The sequence below is a fragment of the Streptomyces sp. NPDC058683 genome (genome assembly GCF_042716195.1).
Classification (GTDB): Bacteria; Actinomycetota; Actinomycetes; order Streptomycetales; family Streptomycetaceae; genus Streptomyces.
This window is the reverse complement of the sequence record NZ_JBHXSK010000041.1, coordinates 37,925-55,556: the sequence shown is the minus strand read 5'-3', so window position 1 is coordinate 55,556 and position 17,632 is coordinate 37,925. Positions and strand designations below refer to the sequence as shown.

Annotated in this window: 20 protein-coding genes; 18 read left to right on the top strand and 2 right to left on the bottom strand. The window is 70.7% G+C overall.

Going from position 1 to position 17,632, the window contains the following annotated elements; genetic code table 11:
• The first annotated feature begins 43 nt into the window (after window positions 1–43).
• Window positions 44–1,984, top strand: coding sequence for an ATP-dependent zinc metalloprotease FtsH (ftsH, locus tag ACFWXC_RS36675; protein ID WP_384485660.1), 1,941 nt, complete (start codon window positions 44–46; stop codon window positions 1,982–1,984).
• Window positions 1,985–2,126: 142 nt separating this feature from the next.
• Here the strand turns inward: ftsH and ACFWXC_RS36670 are convergent, their stop codons facing one another.
• Window positions 2,127–2,987 (bottom strand): methyltransferase domain-containing protein, encoded by an 861-nt coding sequence (locus tag ACFWXC_RS36670; RefSeq protein ID WP_384485658.1) that lies wholly within the window; start codon window positions 2,985–2,987, stop codon window positions 2,127–2,129.
• A 588-nt stretch (window positions 2,988–3,575) separates the two neighbouring features.
• Here ACFWXC_RS36670 and ACFWXC_RS36665 point away from each other — a divergent pair.
• From ACFWXC_RS36665 to ACFWXC_RS36585, 17 genes are all read left to right on the top strand, one after another.
• The gene (locus ACFWXC_RS36665) at window positions 3,576–4,178 is read left to right on the top strand and encodes a hypothetical protein (protein WP_382539960.1); all 603 of its coding nucleotides are present in this window, start codon (window positions 3,576–3,578) and stop codon (window positions 4,176–4,178) included.
• Window positions 4,179–4,479: 301 nt separating this feature from the next.
• Complete coding sequence (gene rpsP / locus ACFWXC_RS36660) at window positions 4,480–4,899, top strand: 30S ribosomal protein S16 (protein ID WP_089098502.1); 420 nt, start codon at window positions 4,480–4,482, stop codon at window positions 4,897–4,899.
• A gap of 5 nt (window positions 4,900–4,904) precedes the next feature.
• Complete coding sequence (locus ACFWXC_RS36655) at window positions 4,905–5,144, top strand: RNA-binding protein (protein WP_033321114.1); 240 nt, start codon at window positions 4,905–4,907, stop codon at window positions 5,142–5,144.
• Window positions 5,145–5,247: 103 nt separating this feature from the next.
• Window positions 5,248–5,790 (top strand): ribosome maturation factor RimM, encoded by a 543-nt coding sequence (rimM, locus tag ACFWXC_RS36650; protein WP_384485656.1) that lies wholly within the window; start codon window positions 5,248–5,250, stop codon window positions 5,788–5,790.
• A gap of 3 nt (window positions 5,791–5,793) precedes the next feature.
• Window positions 5,794–6,627 (top strand): tRNA (guanosine(37)-N1)-methyltransferase TrmD, encoded by an 834-nt coding sequence (gene trmD, locus ACFWXC_RS36645; RefSeq protein ID WP_384485654.1) that lies wholly within the window; start codon window positions 5,794–5,796, stop codon window positions 6,625–6,627.
• 143 nt (window positions 6,628–6,770) lie between these two features.
• Window positions 6,771–7,121, top strand: coding sequence for a 50S ribosomal protein L19 (gene rplS / locus ACFWXC_RS36640; RefSeq protein WP_384485652.1), 351 nt, complete (start codon window positions 6,771–6,773; stop codon window positions 7,119–7,121).
• Between the two features lie 83 nt (window positions 7,122–7,204).
• On the top strand, window positions 7,205–7,900 hold the full coding sequence (lepB, locus tag ACFWXC_RS36635) for a signal peptidase I (RefSeq protein ID WP_384485650.1): 696 nt from the start codon (window positions 7,205–7,207) through the stop codon (window positions 7,898–7,900).
• Window positions 7,893–8,981 (top strand): signal peptidase I, encoded by a 1,089-nt coding sequence (gene lepB / locus ACFWXC_RS36630; protein ID WP_384485648.1) that lies wholly within the window; start codon window positions 7,893–7,895, stop codon window positions 8,979–8,981. Before lepB (ACFWXC_RS36635) ends, lepB (ACFWXC_RS36630) begins: the two co-directional genes overlap by 8 nt.
• Complete coding sequence (gene lepB / locus ACFWXC_RS36625) at window positions 8,872–9,900, top strand: signal peptidase I (protein ID WP_384485646.1); 1,029 nt, start codon at window positions 8,872–8,874, stop codon at window positions 9,898–9,900. The genes lepB (ACFWXC_RS36630) and lepB (ACFWXC_RS36625) overlap by 110 nt, the downstream gene beginning before the upstream one ends.
• A 121-nt stretch (window positions 9,901–10,021) precedes the next feature.
• A complete protein-coding gene (gene lepB / locus ACFWXC_RS36620; protein ID WP_384485644.1) occupies window positions 10,022–10,807 on the top strand; it encodes a signal peptidase I in 786 nt (261 codons plus the stop codon).
• The gene (locus ACFWXC_RS36615) at window positions 10,797–11,321 is read left to right on the top strand and encodes an NUDIX hydrolase (protein ID WP_384485642.1); all 525 of its coding nucleotides are present in this window, start codon (window positions 10,797–10,799) and stop codon (window positions 11,319–11,321) included. The genes lepB (ACFWXC_RS36620) and ACFWXC_RS36615 overlap by 11 nt, the downstream gene beginning before the upstream one ends.
• Window positions 11,322–11,377: 56 nt before the next feature.
• On the top strand, window positions 11,378–11,686 hold the full coding sequence (locus tag ACFWXC_RS36610; protein WP_003965949.1) for a DUF2469 domain-containing protein: 309 nt from the start codon (window positions 11,378–11,380) through the stop codon (window positions 11,684–11,686).
• Between the two features lie 127 nt (window positions 11,687–11,813).
• Complete coding sequence (locus ACFWXC_RS36605; protein WP_384485640.1) at window positions 11,814–12,185, top strand: YraN family protein; 372 nt, start codon at window positions 11,814–11,816, stop codon at window positions 12,183–12,185.
• 1 nt (window position 12,186) lies between these two features.
• Window positions 12,187–13,797, top strand: a complete 1,611-nt coding sequence (locus ACFWXC_RS36600; protein WP_384485638.1) for a YifB family Mg chelatase-like AAA ATPase — start codon at window positions 12,187–12,189, stop codon at window positions 13,795–13,797.
• Window positions 13,794–14,942, top strand: coding sequence for a DNA-processing protein DprA (gene dprA / locus ACFWXC_RS36595; RefSeq protein WP_384485636.1), 1,149 nt, complete (start codon window positions 13,794–13,796; stop codon window positions 14,940–14,942). The genes ACFWXC_RS36600 and dprA overlap by 4 nt, the downstream gene beginning before the upstream one ends.
• 322 nt (window positions 14,943–15,264) lie before the next feature.
• Window positions 15,265–16,107 (top strand): RNA polymerase sigma factor WhiG, encoded by an 843-nt coding sequence (gene whiG, locus ACFWXC_RS36590; RefSeq protein WP_384485635.1) that lies wholly within the window; start codon window positions 15,265–15,267, stop codon window positions 16,105–16,107.
• A 138-nt stretch (window positions 16,108–16,245) separates the two neighbouring features.
• On the top strand, window positions 16,246–16,803 hold the full coding sequence (locus tag ACFWXC_RS36585; RefSeq protein WP_384485747.1) for a TetR/AcrR family transcriptional regulator: 558 nt from the start codon (window positions 16,246–16,248) through the stop codon (window positions 16,801–16,803).
• A gap of 120 nt (window positions 16,804–16,923) precedes the next feature.
• Here ACFWXC_RS36585 and ACFWXC_RS36580 read toward each other — a convergent pair whose 3' ends face one another.
• Window positions 16,924–17,550, bottom strand: coding sequence for a murein hydrolase activator EnvC family protein (locus ACFWXC_RS36580; protein WP_384485634.1), 627 nt, complete (start codon window positions 17,548–17,550; stop codon window positions 16,924–16,926).
• Window positions 17,551–17,632: the final 82 nt, after the last annotated feature.

The following is a 17,632-nucleotide window of genomic DNA, read 5'->3' as shown; positions in this document are numbered from 1 at the left end:
CGGTGCGCGTGCCAGGGGTTGGTCGGTGTCGTACCTTCCGCATATGACCAACCCCGCGCCCCCGCGCAAGTCGCCCGACCAGCCCTGGCGTACCGAGGGCGCCCCCGAGGAGCCGCAGCAGCGGCCCGGCGGTCGGAAGATGCGCGGCGGCTGGTGGCGGCTGATCATGACCGCTCTGGTGGTCTACCTGCTCGCCAACCTGGTGCTGTCCTACTTCGACCAGGCCAACGAGCCGACGATCTCGTACACCGAGTTCAGCAAACAGGTCGACGCCGGCAACGTCGACAAGATCTACGCCAAGGGCGACTCGATCCAGGGGCAGCTCAAGAAGGAGCAGAAGAACCCCGAGGGCGGCGGGAACTACACCAAGTTCAACACCGAGCGGCCCTCCTTCGCCGACGACGGCCTGTGGGCGAACCTGACCAAGCACAACGTCACGGTCACCGCCGCGCCGGTGGTCCAGCACCGCAGCTTCCTCGCCAACCTGCTGATCTCGCTGGCGCCGATCATCATCCTGGTCGCGGTGTGGGTCTTCATCGCCCGCCGGATGAGCGCGGGCCTCGGCGGCCCGGGCGGCATGCTGGGCCGCAAGGCACCGCCCAAGCCGGTCGAACTGGAGCCCGGACAGCAGCGGACCACCTTCGATGACGTGGCCGGCATCGACGAGGTCGAGGGCGAACTCAACGACGTCGTCGACTTCCTGAAGAACCCCGACGCCTATCGCCGGATGGGCGCCAAGATGCCGCGCGGTGTGCTGCTGGCCGGCCCGCCCGGCACCGGCAAGACCCTGCTCGCGCGGGCCGTCGCAGGCGAGGCGGGGGTGCCGTTCTTCTCGGCCTCCGCCTCCGAGTTCATCGAGATGATCGTCGGTGTCGGCGCCTCACGCGTGCGCGAGCTGTTCGCGGAGGCCCGCAAGGTCGCGCCGTCGATCATCTTCATCGACGAGATCGACACCATCGGCCGGGCCCGCGGCGGCGGCGCCTCCATGGGCGGGCACGACGAGCGCGAGCAGACGCTCAACCAGATCCTCACCGAGATGGACGGCTTCTCCGGGTCCGAGGGCGTCATCGTCATCGCGGCCACCAACCGCGCCGACATCCTCGACCCCGCGCTCACCCGCCCCGGCCGCTTCGACCGGGTGGTCCAGGTCTCGCCCCCGGACCGCACCGGCCGCGAGGCCATCCTGGAGATCCACACCCGCGAGATTCCGCTCGCCCCGGGCGTCGACCTCGCCCAGGTCGCCCGTACGACCCCGGGCATGACCGGTGCGGAACTGGCCAACCTCGCCAACGAGGCCGCCCTGCTCGCCGTCAAGCGCAAGCAGGAGAAGGTCACCCAGTCCGACCTCTCGGAGGCCCTGGAGAAGGTCCAGCTCGGCGCCGAACGGCCGCTGGTGATGCCCGAGGAGGAGCGGCGCAGGACCGCCTACCACGAGAGCGGGCACGCCCTGCTCGGCATGCTCCAGCCCGGCGCCGACCCGGTCCGCAAGATCACCATCGTGCCGCGCGGCCGCGCCCTCGGCGTCACGCTGTCGACGCCGGACGCCGACAAGTACGCGTACACCGAGGAGTACCTGCGCGGCCGGATCATCGGCGCGCTCGGTGGAATGGCCGCCGAGCAGGAGGTCTACGACGTGATCACCACCGGTTCGGAGAGCGACCTGGAACAGGTCACCAACATCGCGCGCGGAATGGTGTCCCGCTGGGGCATGAGCCACGAGGTCGGCCGCCTCTCCGCCCTCCCGAACGACGCACAGCAGGCCTACGGCCTGGCCGCCGCGCCGGGAACCCTCGACGCGATCGACCACGAAATGCGCCGGATCGTCGACGAGTGCTACGAGGAGGCGCGCCGCAAACTCCGCGACCACCGGGACCAGCTGGACGCGCTGGCCCAGGCCCTGCTGGAACGCGAGACGCTGGAGGAGGCGGACGCGTACCGGATCGCGGGGATCACCCGCCTGACCAAGGACCTCGACGAGACCTGACCGCGCCGAATCTGACCGCGCCGAATCTGAGCGCCCCGCGTCTGAGCGCCCCGCGTCTGAGCGCCCCAAAGGGGCGCGGGGAACTGCGCGACCAGCCCCCACGGCGCCGCGCCCGAACGACAACGGCACCTCCAGCGGAGCGTCAGCGCACGCGGGCGATCAGGTAGCGGAAGACGTTCGGCATCCACACCGTGCCGTCCGGGCGCTGGTGCGGGTGGAGCGCCTCGGTCAGCTCCTTGCCGACCTGCTCCTGGTCGGTCGCCGCGGTCGCCGCGTCGAACAGCCCGGTCGACAGCAGCCCGCGTACGGCGCTGTCCGCGTCGGCGTACCCGAACGGGCAGGAGACCCGCCCGGAACCGTCGATCCGCAGTCCTTCCCGCTGGGCGACCTCCTCCAGGTCGTCGCGGCAGGCCGGCCGCCAGCTTCCCGCGCTGCGCAAAGGATCGGCCAACTTCGCGGCCACCCGCAGGACGGACGAGGTCGCACAGCGCTCCGGCGGACCCCAGCCGACCAGCACCACGGCCGCCCCGCGCTCCGCCAGGGGCGTGGCCTCGGCGAGCAGCCCACCGAGCCGTTCGGCGTCGCCGGCCAGGCAGCCGATGGGTTCGAAGGCGGTGATCAGGTTGTACGCCGGTGCCTGCGGGTCCGCCGTGTCCGCCGGCCCGCCCTGGACGACCCGGGCGGCGCGGCCACGCGCGCGTGCCCCGAGGGCAGGCTCGGGCAGCAGGCGCTCACGGGCGAGGGCGAGGCGTTCGGGGGAGGGGTCGACACCGGTCACCGCGGCCCCTCTGGCCGCCGCCATCAGCAGGGCGAGACCGGAACCGCAGCGCAGGCCGAGCAGCCGGGTGGCGGGGCCCACTTCGAGTCGCTCGTGGACGGTCTGGTAGAGCGGCACCAGCATCCGCTCCTGGATCTCTGACCAGTCACGCGCGCGTGCGCCCAGGTTCACGCGGGGTGCGGAGTCCGCGTGAGACGGGTGATGCCGCACGAGCGTAGGTGTCATAGGTAAGCGCCCCAATCCGCCGAGAGTTACGCACTGACCGATTCCGTGGCCCCCGTGTCGTGCGCTCGCACTTCCCACGTATGCCAGGTAACTCCGGGCTCGCGGTGGCGTCCAGAGGTCGCGGGACCCGGCTTGTGCGTGGACTGTGACTGTGGCGAGATTTCACATCCCCGCAACTTGTGGCTCTACCATCGGACCCACGACACGGCGGTTCTGGCCATGGTCGGCCGGCACGGTGGACGTACGGTGTCCGGTCGCCGGAGACGGGCCGGTGCCGGGATGACGACGGGATCCGGGTAACGTCGGGACCGCCGCGGGCGCTGACCGAGATGAGGTCCTCCGCCACGAGAGCGACCGAAAGGCCTCTTGCGCATCCGCCGGCCACAGCCGTCCCGGTCTCTACGCCGGGGGTACGCGTCGGGTCGTACGTCAGACTACGCACCGGCTTGGTACGAGCTGTGAGGCTTCTCCGCAGATCAGCGCACCCGTACTCGTCTCCACGCATCAGTGCCAACTGACGGGTACGTGCAAATTATTTGGGATGCCCCGGAATAGGAACACAGTGGCACTCCCGCTCGTTCTCATTACGTGAGCACGACACAGACACCACCTGTTCTCGCCGCAGAGCTGGCAGAGGCGTGGGCCGATATTCAGCGGTACCACCCCGAACTGCCGGACCTTGCCGCGCCAGAGTCCCTGATCGGAGAGTCGTCGTCCGCGTGCGGACACGAGCTCTCCTTCGAACGACTGCTCCATGAGGCAGTCCACGGCATCGCCGCCTCCCGTGGAGTGCGCGACACCTCCCGGGCCGGCCGCTACCACAACCGCAGATTCCTCGCGATCGCCGAGGAGCTGGGCCTGGACCACCCCGACGAGCCGCATCCCAGCAGCGGCTTCTCGCTGGTCACGCTCAACCCCGAGGCCAAGCGCCGCTACCGGCCGACCATCGACAGACTGCAGCGCGCTCTCAAGGCGCACACGGTGGCGACCTCCGCCGACACCTCCCGCACCTTCCGCGGTCCGGCCGCCCGCCATGGCTCGTCCGGCGGCGGCGTCCGGGTCAAGGCGGTGTGCGACTGCGGTCGCAACGTCCGGGTGGTGCCGTCGGTCCTGGCCCAGGCGCCCATCGTGTGCGGCGGCTGCGGCAAGCCGTTCCGCATCCCGGAGATCGTGGGAGCGGCGGCGAGCTGACCACACGGCTGCTCGTGGCAGCCGTAGCCATTGCTCATCGCCGCACCCGGGTCTCCCGCGGGCAGCGCACCCGACGTACCTCACCTCCACGCCGGGTGCGCCTTCGGCGTGCCCAGGGCCCTTCACCTCGCGGTCGGCCAAAGCGACCCGCAGGGTGTGGCACAATGGCTAGCTGTACTCGACAGCCGCACAGGACCCCTCTCTCCTCCGGCTGACGCGTCCATCGGGCACTCGGGTACCGCAACCCCACGCGGCAGACTCGCCGTGCCCAAACACGTCAAATCCAGGAGAACCCACTCCCGTGGCAGTCAAGATCAAGCTGAAGCGTCTGGGCAAGATCCGTTCGCCTCACTACCGCATCGTCATCGCCGACTCCCGCACTCGCCGTGACGGCCGTGCGATCGAGGAGATCGGCAAGTACCACCCGACCTACAACCCGTCGGTCATCGAGGTGGACGCCGACCGCGTCGCGTACTGGCTCGGTGTCGGCGCCCAGCCGACCGAGCCCGTGCTCGCCATCCTGAAGAAGACCGGCGACTGGCAGAAGTTCAAGGGCGAGCCCGCCCCGGCGCCGCTGCTCGTCGCCGCTCCGAAGGCCACGCGCCCGTCGTTCGAGGCGCTCGGCGGTGACGACGAGGGCAAGGGTGAGGCGATCACCCAGAAGAAGAAGGCTGAGAAGAAGGACGAGGCCGCGGCTGAGTCCGAGTCGACCGAGGCCTGAGCAGCATGCTCGAAGAGGCGCTTGAGCACCTCGTGAAGGGCATCGTCGACAACCCCGACGATGTGCAGGTCGCCTCGCGCGACCTGCGCCGTGGGCGCGTGCTGGAGGTCCGGGTGCACCCCGACGACCTCGGCAAGGTGATCGGCCGCAACGGCCGTACCGCCCGTGCCCTGCGCACCGTCGTGGGCGCCATCGGCGGTCGTGGAGTCCGCGTCGACCTCGTCGACGTGGACCAAGTCCGCTGACGCTTCATCGCAACCGGCTCGGGCCGGGGAGGGCCACTGGGCCGTCCCCGGCCCGTAGTCGTATGGCCGGCCGTATGAGTCGCAGGACAGGAGAGCAAGCACAGTGCAGCTGGTAGTCGCACGGATCGGCCGCGCCCACGGCATCAAGGGCGAGGTCACCGTCGAGGTACGTACCGACGAGCCGGAACTCAGGCTCGCACCCGGCGCCGTACTCGACACCGATCCCGCGGGCGTGGGACCGCTCACCATCGAGACGGGCCGCGTGCACAGCGGCCGCCTGCTCCTGCGCTTCGAGGGCGTCAAGGACCGCACCGGCGCCGAGGCCCTGCGCAACACCGTCCTGATCGCCGAGATCGATCCGGAGGAGCTGCCCGAGGACCCGGACGAGTACTACGACCACCAGCTCATGGACCTGGACGTGGTCACCGCGGACGGCACCGAGGTCGGCCGGATCACCGAGATCTCGCACCTGCCCTCCCAGGACCTCTTCATCGTGGAGCGCCCCGACGGCAGCGAGGTGATGATCCCGTTCGTCGAGGAGATCGTCACCGAGATCGACCTGGCGGAGCAGAAGGCGGTCATCACGCCCCCGCCCGGCCTGATCGACGACCAAGCCGAGATCGATTCCTCGCGGGAAGAGTCGTAAGAGATGCGCCTCGACGTCGTCACGATCTTTCCCGAGTACCTGGAACCCCTGAACGTCTCGCTCGTCGGCAAGGCACGCGCGCGTGGACAGCTCGATGTGCGGGTGCACGATCTGCGGGCCTGGACGTACGACCGGCACAACACGGTCGACGACACCCCGTACGGCGGCGGGCCCGGCATGGTCATGAAGACCGAGCCCTGGGGCGACGCCCTCGACACCGTCCTCGCCGACGGCTACGAGACCGGTGCGCACACGCCCGCGCTGATCGTGCCCACCCCCAGCGGCCGCCCCTTCACCCAGGAACTCGCGGTCGAACTCTCCGAGCGACCGTGGCTGATCTTCACACCCGCCCGCTACGAGGGCATCGACCGTCGGGTCATCGACGAGTACGCCACCCGGATGCCGGTCCACGAGGTGTCCATCGGCGACTATGTGCTCGCCGGCGGCGAGGCGGCCGTACTCGTGGTCACCGAGGCCGTGGCCAGGCTGCTGCCCGGCGTCCTCGGCAACGCCGAGTCGCACCGGGACGACTCCTTCGCACCCGGCGCCATGGCCAACCTCCTGGAAGGGCCCGTCTACACCAAACCGCCGGACTGGCGGGGGCGCGACATCCCGGAGGTGCTGCTCAGCGGCCACCACGGGAAGATCGCCCGCTGGCGCCGCGACGAGGCCCTGAAGCGCACGACCGCGCACCGGCCCGACCTGATCGAGCGCTGCGAGCCCAAGGCCTTCGACAAGAAGGACCGCGAGATGCTCTCCATCCTGGGCTGGGAACCGGACCCGGAGGGGGAGCCCCACGGCCGATTTTGGCGCCGGGCCCCCGGCGTGGAAGAATAGGCGGCTGTTGTGCTGTGAACCGTCCGGTGTGCGCCCCTGCCACAGGGGGAGACGACGCCCACCCCGACGGCACGGCCCACCTCCGAAGAACCTCTAGTTCCCGTTGATGACCTGTGGCATCAGCGAAGAAAGCAGACGAAAAAATGTCTCACCTTCTCGACACCGTCGACACCAAGTCGCTGCGCAGCGACGTCCCGGCCTTCCGCCCGGGTGACACCGTCAACGTCCACGTCCGCGTCATCGAGGGCAACCGCTCCCGTGTGCAGCAGTTCAAGGGCGTTGTGATCCGCCGCCAGGGCAGCGGTGTCCGCGAGACCTTCACGGTCCGCAAGGTCTCCTTCTCCGTCGGCGTCGAGCGCACCTTCCCGGTGCACACCCCGATCGTCGAGAAGATCGAGCTCGTCACCCGCGGTGACGTGCGTCGCGCCAAGCTCTACTACCTGCGCGACCTGCGCGGCAAGGCCGCGAAGATCAAGGAGAAGCGCGACAACTGATCGCGCGCGACGACGCTCGCGAGCCGTAGGTGAGCGAGCCGACAAGAAGGTGTCTTACCGGGGCCGGATAACATCTGGCCCCGATGGACACCGAAGCACAGCCGACGGAGCGCGACCGCTCCTCCAGCCCCGAACCAGAGGCCGCGGAGGACCGGTCGCGTTTCGCGTTCCTGGCGCGGGTCACCGACTGGCTGCCGGGCGGCTGGATCACCCTGACCCTCTTCGCCTGCCTGGCGTTTTTGCTCGTCCTCAACGCTTTCGTGGCGCAACCATTCCAGATTCCCAGCGGATCCATGGAACAGGGATTGAGGATCGGGGACCGCGTTCTCGTAAATAAGTTGGCGTACCGTTTCGGTGCCGATCCGCGCCGGGGCGATGTCGTCGTGTTCGACGGCACCGGCTATTTCGGGGACGCCGACTACATCAAACGCGTTGTCGGTGTGGGAGGAGACCACGTGGTCTGCTGCGACAAGGAGGGGAGGATCGAAGTGAACGGCCGGTCGGTCGACGAGACCGCGTTCCTGTACCCCGGGGACACCCCGTCCACCGTGCCCTTCGACGTCGAGGTCCCCGACGGCAGGCTCTTCGTCCTGGGTGACCACCGCAGTGACTCCAGCGACTCCCGCGACCATCTGGGCTCACCCGGCGGCGGCATGATCCCGGTGCGGGACGTGATCGGCCGCGCCGACTGGATCGTCTGGCCGCACACCCACTGGACCCGGCTCACCCGTCCCGCCGCCTACGCGCGCGTGCCGGCGGCGGGAGCGGTCCATGGGTAACCGCGGCAAACCGCGCGGCGTGCCCACGGACGCCACCGCCAACCTGCTGCCCACCGGGATCCGGCGCGCCTCCGGCTCGTCCGGCGGACGGTCCCGCGCGGAGCGGCGCAAGCTGCAGCGCAAGGTCAAGCGCAAGCGCCGGCGCGGCGCGATGCGGGAGATACCGCTGCTGGTCGGTGTGGCCGTCCTGATAGCCCTCGTGCTGAAGACGTTCCTCGTCCAGGCCTTCGTGATCCCCTCGGGTTCGATGGAGCAGACGATCCGGATCGGCGACCGTGTCCTGGTCGACAAGTTCACCCCGTGGTTCGGCTCCAAGCCGCACCGCGGTGACGTCGTCGTCTTCCACGACCCGGGCGGCTGGCTGGCCGACGAGCAGACCGCCAAGGCGAACGACCCGATCGTCGTCAAGCAGGTCAAGGAAGGGCTCACCTTCATCGGTCTGCTGCCCTCCGCCAACGAGAAGGACCTCATCAAGCGGGTCATCGGCGTCGGCGGCGACCACGTCAAGTGCTGCGACGGAGAGGGCCGGGTCACGGTCAACGGCGTACCGCTGACCGAGGGCGACTACCTCTATCCGGGGAACGTCCCGTCCGCCACCGAGTTCGACATCACCGTCCCGCAGGGGCGGCTGTGGGTGATGGGCGACCATCGCGGCAACTCGGCCGATTCCAGGGCGCACCAGGACACCGACTACGGCGGCACGGTCCCGGTGAGCCTGGTGGTGGGCCGGGCCAAGTGGATCGGCTGGCCGTTCGGGCACTGGACCTCGCTGGACGAACCTAAAACCTTCGCAAGCGTTTCCAACTCCGTGTCGGGGTCGACCGCGGCTCCCCGGCTGTCGCATAGGGTTGCCTCCGACGATCCGAACGGATACATCCAACTCCCGAGCCCTGCGGAACTCCCGCTCGTTATGGGAGTGGTGGGCCTGCGCCGGGTAGGGCGCGGGCGGCGGCACGGAGTAAGGAGTTGGCGTGGGGGATGTGGCGGTTGGCGCACGGTCGGGACACGACGGCGAGGAGCACAGCGGGCGCCCCGTGGAGAATGTCCCCCCCGTCGACGGTGGTTCCACCTCCGGGAATGACGGTGGACCGACCGGGGACGGCGGTCCGGCGGACGGTCCGTACCCCGGCGGTGGCGGCGGGAACACGGACGGGGGTGCGGGCGACTCGGCGGCGCCCGCACCGAAGAAGCCCCGCTCCTTCTGGAAGGAGCTGCCGATCCTGATCGGTATCGCGCTGGTACTGGCGCTGCTGATCAAGACGTTTCTGGTGCAGGCGTTCTCGATTCCGTCGGACTCGATGCAGAACACCCTCCAGCAGGGTGACCGCGTCCTGGTCGACAAGCTCACCCCGTGGTTCGGCTCCAAGCCGGACCGTGGCGAGGTGGTCGTCTTCCACGACCCGGACGACTGGCTGGCGGGCGAGCCCACGGCCCAGCCGAACGCGATCCAGACCTTCCTCAGCTGGATCGGCCTGATGCCGTCCGCCGAGGAGAAGGACCTCATCAAGCGGGTCATCGGCGTCGGCGGTGACACCGTCTCCTGCAAGAACAGCGGCCCGCTCATGGTCAACGGCCATGCGCTGAACGAGCCCTATGTGTATCCGGGCAACACCCCGTGCAGCGTGGACGACCAGGGCGGCCAGTTCACGGTGAAGGTGCCCAAGGGCTACATCTGGGTGATGGGCGACCACCGCCAGAACTCCCGCGACTCGCGCTACAACCAGTCCGACAGCCACCACGGCATGGTCCCGGTCAAGGACGTCGTCGGCCGCGCCATCGTCAAGGCCTGGCCGATCAACCGCTGGGGCACCCTGCCGGTCCCGGACACCTTCGACCAGAGCGGCATCAACACGCAGTCGTCCGCCGCGGCCTCCCTGTCGGTGGCCCCGGAGGGCGTGGCGGTCGCGGCCGTGCTGCCGATCGCGGTGTGGCGCCGGCGGCGGGGCGACCGGATCGAGTCGAAGTTCGAGAAGCGCCCGACGGCCGCGGGCAAGCGCTGACCGGGCCGGACGGCCGCGGGGCGGCGCTGACCCACCCGTGTGAAACCCTTGGGGAGCTTGTGACCAGGGGCGGGGAAGAAGGGCTGCCCCTGCCCGGTACCGCCGGGTAGGGTGCGGCCTCATGGGTGGCGAGAGCACGATACGTACGGCCCCGCGCAGCGGAGGCACCAGCGCCGGCACGGCACAGACCGGCAGCACGCTCGGAAACCGCTTGTCCGGGATCGCCGTCGCGCTGGGCATCGTCCTGTTCCTCGGCGGGTTCGCCTGGGCAGCGGTGGTCTACCGGCCGTACACCGTGCCCACCAGTTCCATGACACCGACGATCGATGCCGGGGACCGGGTCCTCGGCCAGCGCATCGACGGCGGCGAGGTACGCCGGGGCGACGTCGTGGTCTTCCGCGACACGAGCTGGGTCTCCAACGCGGACGTCGTCAAGCGCGTGGTCGCGATCGGCGGCGACACCGTCGCCTGCTGCACGAACGGCAAGCTGACCGTCAACGGCAAGCAGATCGACGAACCGTATCTGCCGGCGGGCAGCCTGGCCGAGATCCAGGACTTCCCGACCGTCACCGTCCCCAAGGGCCGGCTCTTCCTCCTCGGTGACGAGCGCCAGGGCTCCCTGGACTCCACCGCCCACCTCACGGACACGGCGAAGGGCACGGTCGCCCGCAGTGCCGTGAGCGCCCGCGTGGACGCCGTCATCTGGCCCATGAAGGGCCTGCTCAAGCGCCCGACCGGCTTCGAGACGCTGGGAGCCCTCTCCCAGCCGGGTCCGCTCCATGCCGTCGAGTTCATGATCGCGGGCGGTGCCGTGCTGGTCCTCGCCGGCGGCGCGTACGGCCCGATCGCCGGCCTGCTGGGCCGCTCCCGCGCCCGTCGCCGTACGGAGCCCGCCGGTGCCCGCTGAGGCGCTGCCGGAGGGCACCTCGCGCCCCCCGCGCAAGGTGGCGCGGGTGGTCCTCCTGGACCCCGACGACCGCATCCTGCTCCTGCACGGCCATGAACCGGACGATCCGGCCGACGACTGGTGGTTCACGCCCGGCGGCGGACTGGAGGGCGACGAGACCCGTGAGCAGGCCGCGCTGCGGGAACTCGCCGAGGAGACCGGCATCACGGACGTCGAACTCGGCCCGCTGCTGTGGCGGCGGATGTGCTCCTTCCCGTTCGCGGGCCGCCGCTGGGACCAGGACGAGTGGTACTACCTGGCCCGGACGGCGCATACGTCTGAGGTGACGCCCGAGGCCACAGCCCTGACCGAGCTGGAGCGGCGCAGTGTGGTGGGAGCACGTTGGTGGACGTGCCGGGAACTGACCCGGGCACATGAGACGGTGTATCCGACCAGACTCGCCGAGCTGTTCCGTAGGCTGCTCGACGAAGGTCCCCCCGTCAGGCCCGTCACCCTTGACACGGAAATCGTCTAGAGGCGCGCGGGACTGGCGCACAATGGTGGGATCGCACGGCTGAAGGGGAACATGCCATGAGCGCCGAGGACCTCGAAAAGTACGAGACCGAGATGGAGCTGAAGCTCTACCGGGAGTACCGCGATGTCGTCGGTCTGTTCAAATACGTGATCGAGACCGAGCGACGCTTCTACCTCACCAACGACTACGAGATGCAGGTGCACTCGGTCCAGGGCGAGGTGTTCTTCGAGGTGTCCATGGCGGATGCCTGGGTCTGGGACATGTACCGGCCGGCCCGCTTCGTGAAACAGGTCCGCGTACTTACGTTCAAGGACGTGAACATCGAGGAGCTGAACAAGAGCGATCTGGAGCTTCCGGGCGGCTGAGCCGGGCTTCGGGCGGCTTGGGGTCACTCGTGTGAGTGACGGAGTTGTCCACAACCGCTGAGTAACACACCAAGATCCACTTCTGGGTCGGGGATGCGTGACGGTTGGCGCCGGAGGTGGTGCCGACATGAACACGAATAGGGCACGCAGTGCACTCGGCAAGTACGGCGAGACGCTGGCCGCGCGGCGGCTGACGGAGGCCGGTCTGACGGTCCTGGAGCGCAACTGGCGCTGCGGCAGGTCGGGCGAGATCGACATCGTGGCGCGGGACGGGGACGTCCTGGTGGTCTGCGAGGTCAAGACCCGGCGGGCGGGGCTCTTCGAACACCCCATGGCCGGGGTGACCCCCGAGAAGGCGGAGCGCCTGCGCGGCCTCGCCGAACACTGGATCCACGCACACGGAGGAGCACCGCCGGGCGGCGTCCGCATCGACGTGATCGGCGTGCTCCTGCCGCAGCGCGGGGCGCCGGTGGTCGAGCACGCGCGGGGGGTGGCGTGAGATGGGGTTCGCGCGGACGTGCTCGGTGGCGCTGGTGGGCGTCGAGGGCGTGGTGGTCGAGGTCCAGGCCGACCTGGAACCGGGAGTGGCGGCGTTCACGCTGGTGGGGCTGCCGGACAAGAGCCTGACGGAGAGCAAGGACCGGGTGCGGGCGGCGGTGGTGAACTCGGGGGCGGCCTGGCCCTCGAAGAAACTCACGGTCGGGCTGAGCCCGGCGTCGGTGCCCAAGAGCGGCAGCGGCTTCGACCTGGCGATCGCCGCGGCGGTGCTCGGCGCGGCCGAGCGGATCGATCCCCGGGTGCTCGCCGAGATCGTGATGATCGGCGAGCTGGGCCTGGACGGCCGGGTGCGGCCGGTCCGGGGCATCCTGCCGGCGGTGCTGGCCGCCGCCGACGCCGGATACGAGCAGGTGGTCGTGCCCGAGAGCGCGGTGCCGGAGGCCTCGCTGGTGCCGGGAGTGTCGGTGCTCGGCGTGCGCAGCCTGCGCCAGCTGATCGCGGTCCTCACCGACGAACCGGTGCCCGACGAGGAGCCGCTCCCCGGAGAGATCCGCTCCGACCCCTTCCTCGCCGGGCTCGCCCTCCCCGGCATGGGACTCGGCACCGGCATGACGACCGGTGACCACACGCCCGACCTCGCCGACGTCGCCGGACAGCACGTGGCCAGGGCCGCCCTGGAGGTGGCGGCCGCCGGACGCCATCACGTCTTCTTCAAGGGCCCGCCCGGAGCCGGCAAGACCATGCTGGCCGAGCGGCTGCCGGGGCTGCTGCCCGAGCTGAGCCGCCAGGAGTCCCTCGAGGTCACCGCCGTCCACTCGGTCGCCGGGATGCTGCCACCGGGCCATCCCCTCGTCGACAGGGCGCCCTACTGCGCCCCGCACCACTCGGCCACCATGGCCTCGCTGGTCGGCGGCGGAACCGGCCTGCCACGCCCCGGAGCGGTGTCCCTGGCCCACCACGGCGTGCTCTTCCTGGACGAGGCCGCCGAGTTCCACAGCAGCGTCCTGGACGCCCTGCGCCAGCCCCTGGAGTCCGGGCATGTCGTGGTCGCCCGGGCCGCCGGGATACTGCGGATGCCGGCGAAGTTCCTCATGGTTCTGGCCGCCAACCCCTGCCCCTGCGGCCGGCACGGCACCCCCGGCGACGTCTGCGAGTGCCGGCCCTCCTCGATCAAGAGGTACCGGGCCCGGCTCTCCGGGCCCCTGCTGGACCGCGTGGACCTCAGGGTGAACGTCGAACCGGTCGCCCGGGAGGAGCTGCTGCGACTCCACACCAGCGCCGAACCCTCCGCCGCCGTGGCCGACCGGGTGCGCGCGGCCCGGGAGCGGGCCGCCCGCCGCTACGAGGGTCTGCCCTGGCACACCAACAGCGAGGTGCCCGGCCACGAGCTGCGCACCCGCTGGCACGTCCAGCCCGGCGCGCTCGCCAAGGCCGAACTGGATCTCGACCGGGGCCTGCTCACCGCCCGTGGCCTGGACCGCGTGCTCCGCGTCGCCTGGACACTGGCCGACCTCGCCGGCCACGACCGGCCCTCGGTCAACGACGTCAACCTGGCCCTGGAGCTGCGCACCGGCGTCCGGCGCGGTGCGGTCCTGGAACGGACCGCGCCATGAGCGACGGCGGACTCCACGCCCGGATCCTCCTCACCAGGGTGATCGAACCCGGCGACGAGACGGGCGGGCGGTGGCTGCGGGAGTACGGGGTCCAGGAGGTGGTCCGGCGGCTGCGTGCGGGCGGAGCGGCGGCGCTGCCCGGGGTGAGCGGGACCCGCTGGGCCGGCCTCCGCGCCCGGGCCGGGCACGCCGACCCGGAGCGGGACCTCGCGATCGCGCGGGAGGCCGGAATGCGTTTCGTCGCCCCCGGTGACACCGAGTGGCCCACCCAGCTCGACGACCTCGGGGACGCCCGCCCCCTCGGGCTGTGGGTGCGCGGGCGGCCCGGCCTGCGGATGTGGGCGCTGCGGGCCGTCGCCGTCGTCGGGGCGCGGGCCTGTACCGAGTACGGGGCGCACATGGCGGCGACCCTCGCCGCGGGACTCGCCGAGCGCGGCTGGGTGGTGGTGTCCGGCGGCGCCTACGGGGTGGACGGCGCCGCCCACCGCGGCGCCCTCGGTGCCGGTGGCGCCACCGTCGCGGTGCTGGCCTGCGGGGTCGACCGGCCCTATCCGCGGGGACACACCGAGTTGATCGGCAGGATCGCGGAACAGGGCCTGGTGGTGGGGGAGTTGCCGCCCGGTGAGCATCCGACGCAGAGCAGATTCGTGCTCCGCAACCGGGTGATCGCGGCCCTGACCAGGGGAACCGTCGTCGTGGAGGCCGCCCACCGCAGCGGCTCGCTGGTCACCGCACGGGCGGCACAGCGGCTCGGCCGGTTCACCATGGGCGTGCCCGGCCCCGCCACCAGCGGCCTCTCGGTCGGGGTGCACGAGTTGCTGAGAGGGGAGGCCGTCCTCGTCACGGACGCCGCGGAGGTCGTCGAACTCGTGGGCGACATGGGTGAGCTGGCACCGGCCAGACGCGGTCCCGTCCTCCCGCGTGACCTGCTGGAACCCGCTGCCCGGCGGGTCCTGGCCGCCTTGCCCGGGAACCGGACGGCGTCACTCGAAGAGGTGGCGCGGGGCGCTCAGACGTCCGAGGACGAGGCCGTCGCGAGGCTGTACGAACTCCGAGCACTTGGTTACGTCGAACGACACGGCGATGGCTGGAAGTTGACACGCCAGGCGATGATCTCGGTCCGAGAGGGTCGGAGTCGGCGCTGACCGAGCGTGTTCGGCCGTCCGGGGGAACCCCTGACGCCCTTGGGAATTCCCGGAGTTGACACCTCCGGCCGATCACGCAGAGCGACGCGCCGAGCGCGGCCGGACGCGCCGTACAGGGGGTTCGCGCAGGGGTGGAGCCTCAGTGTTCGCGCACCGCGACTCCTCAGTCACGCTACGCTCACAAAAGCCCTGGCGCAGACCGCGCCAACCGGCACCGGACCGACACCTCACGCAAACCACACCCTTCATCCCCGCTCACCCCGCTTCACGGCACATCACAGCACTTCCTGGCACTTCACGGCAGAACGGCACAAGGCGACGAATGCCCCAGCACACCTCCGGGTCCGACCGGGCGGCGATCCCCCCAGCCGCCCGCGACGGTGGCAGCGTGCGGCCGCCCGCTCCCTCGACGCTCGACGAGCTGTGGCGGTCGTACAAGGCGACAGGGGACGAGCGGCTGCGGGAACAGCTGATCCTGCACTACTCGCCGCTGGTGAAGTACGTGGCGGGACGGGTGAGTGTCGGTCTGCCGCCCAATGTGGAGCAGGCCGACTTCGTCTCCTCCGGGGTGTTCGGGCTCATCGACGCGATCGAGAAGTTCGACGTCGACCGGGAGATCAAGTTCGAGACGTACGCGATCACCCGGATCCGGGGCGCGATGATCGACGAGCTGCGGGCGCTGGACTGGATCCCCCGGTCCGTACGGCAGAAGGCGCGCAACGTCGAGCGGGCGTACGCCACGCTGGAGGCCCGGCTGCGCAGGACGCCCTCGGAGGTCGAGGTGGCCGCCGAGCTCGGTATCGAGGTCGACGAACTCCATGCCGTCTTCAGTCAGTTGTCGCTGGCCAACGTGGTGGCGCTGGAGGAACTGCTGCACGTCGGGGGCGAGGGCGGGGACCGGCTGAGCCTGATGGACACGCTGGAGGACACCGCCGCGGACAACCCCGTGGAGGTGGCCGAGGACCGGGAGCTGCGGCGGTTCCTGGCGCGGGCCATCAATACGCTGCCGGAGCGGGAGAAGACCGTGGTGACCCTCTACTACTACGAAGGGCTCACGCTCGCCGAGATCGGCAACGTGCTCGGGGTCACCGAGAGCCGGGTGAGCCAGATCCACACGAAGTCCGTGTTGCAGCTGCGGGCGAAGCTGGCGAGTTTCGGTCGCTGAGCGGCGGCTTTCGGCCGTGGGTCCGGAGATTTCGGGGCGTGGCCGCCAGGGAGTGATCCGTGTCCCGGTGGTGCTGTCTCCCGTCCGGCGCGGCGCGTCCGTAGAGTGGTTGACGTGCCAAGGATTCGAGCGGCCTCCGTGGCCGAGCACCGGTCGATGCAGCGAGCCGCCCTGCTGGACGCGGCGCGGTCCCTCCTGTCCGAGGGCGGGACGGAGGCGCTGACGTTCCCCGCGCTCGCCGAGCGGACGGGGCTCGCGCGCTCGTCCGTGTACGAGTACTTCCGCTCCAGGGCCTCGGTGGTCCAGGAGCTGTGCGAGGTCGACTTTCCCGTGTGGGCAGCGGAGGTCGAGGCGGCGATGGAGCGTGCGGCCTCCGCCGAGGGCAAGGTCGAGGCGTATGTCCGGCAGCAGCTGGCGCTGGTCGGGGACCGGCGGCACCGGGCGGTGGTCGCGATCTCGGCGAGCGAGCTGGACGCGGGGGCGCGGGAGAAGATCCGGGCCGCGCACGGCGGGCTGGTCGCGATGATCGTGGAGGCGCTGGGGGAGCTGGGGCATGCGCAGCCCCGGCTGGCGGCGATGCTGGTGCAGGGGGTCGTGGACGCGGCGGTACGGCGCATCGAGCTGGGCGCGGCCGAAGACCCGACGGTGATCACGGACGCGGCTGTGGCCATGGCGCTGCGAGGTGTGCGGGGCTGAGGCAGGAGGGGCTTACCGGCGCCGGCAGGGTGCCGATGAATGTGCCCGCGCAGGTAGCGCCCCGTAAGGGGCGCGGGGAACTGCGCGAGCAACCCCCACCCACCGACAGCCGCACAACCGTCACCCCTCCGGCAGCGGCACCCCCAGCACCGGCAGCAGTCTCGACGGACCCCCGTTCAGCAACCACGGCGGCAACAGCAGCAACGGGTCCACATATACGTCCCCCTTGAGCAGCCCCCAGTGCACACACGTACCCGCACCACAGTGCGCACCCGGCCGCTCCACCGTGCCCACCACCTGCCCCGCCGCAACCTCCTCCCCCTTCTTCACCTGCGCCGTCACCGGTTCGTACGTCGTGCGGAGGTCCGTGCCGGCGAGTCGCACCGACACCACACCTCGCCCGGCCACCCGCCCCGCGAAAGAGACCCGGCCCGCCGCCACCGCCCGCACCTCCGTGCCGGGCGCGGCGCCCAGATCGACCCCGCGGTGCCCGGGGCCGTACACCGTCGCCGGCGGCTCCCAGCCCCGCAGGACCGGCGGCCGTACCCCCACCGGCCAGGCGCGGCCGATCGCCGGGACCGTCGCGGGAGGGGGTAGGGGATCCTCCGCCCAAGCCACCGTCCAGCTCCAGGTCCAGGCCCAGGTCCCGGTCACCGCCAGGAGCAGCGGCACCGTCGCCGCCCCCATCCACCGCATCGTTCGTCGCATCGCCCACATGACCGAACCGTCCCGCAAACCACCGATCATGGCCGGTACCTGTGGACTACTCACCGGTTGTGGACGGCGGCGTCACCCGGTGCCTCGCGGGTCCCGTACACTTCCTTTGGCG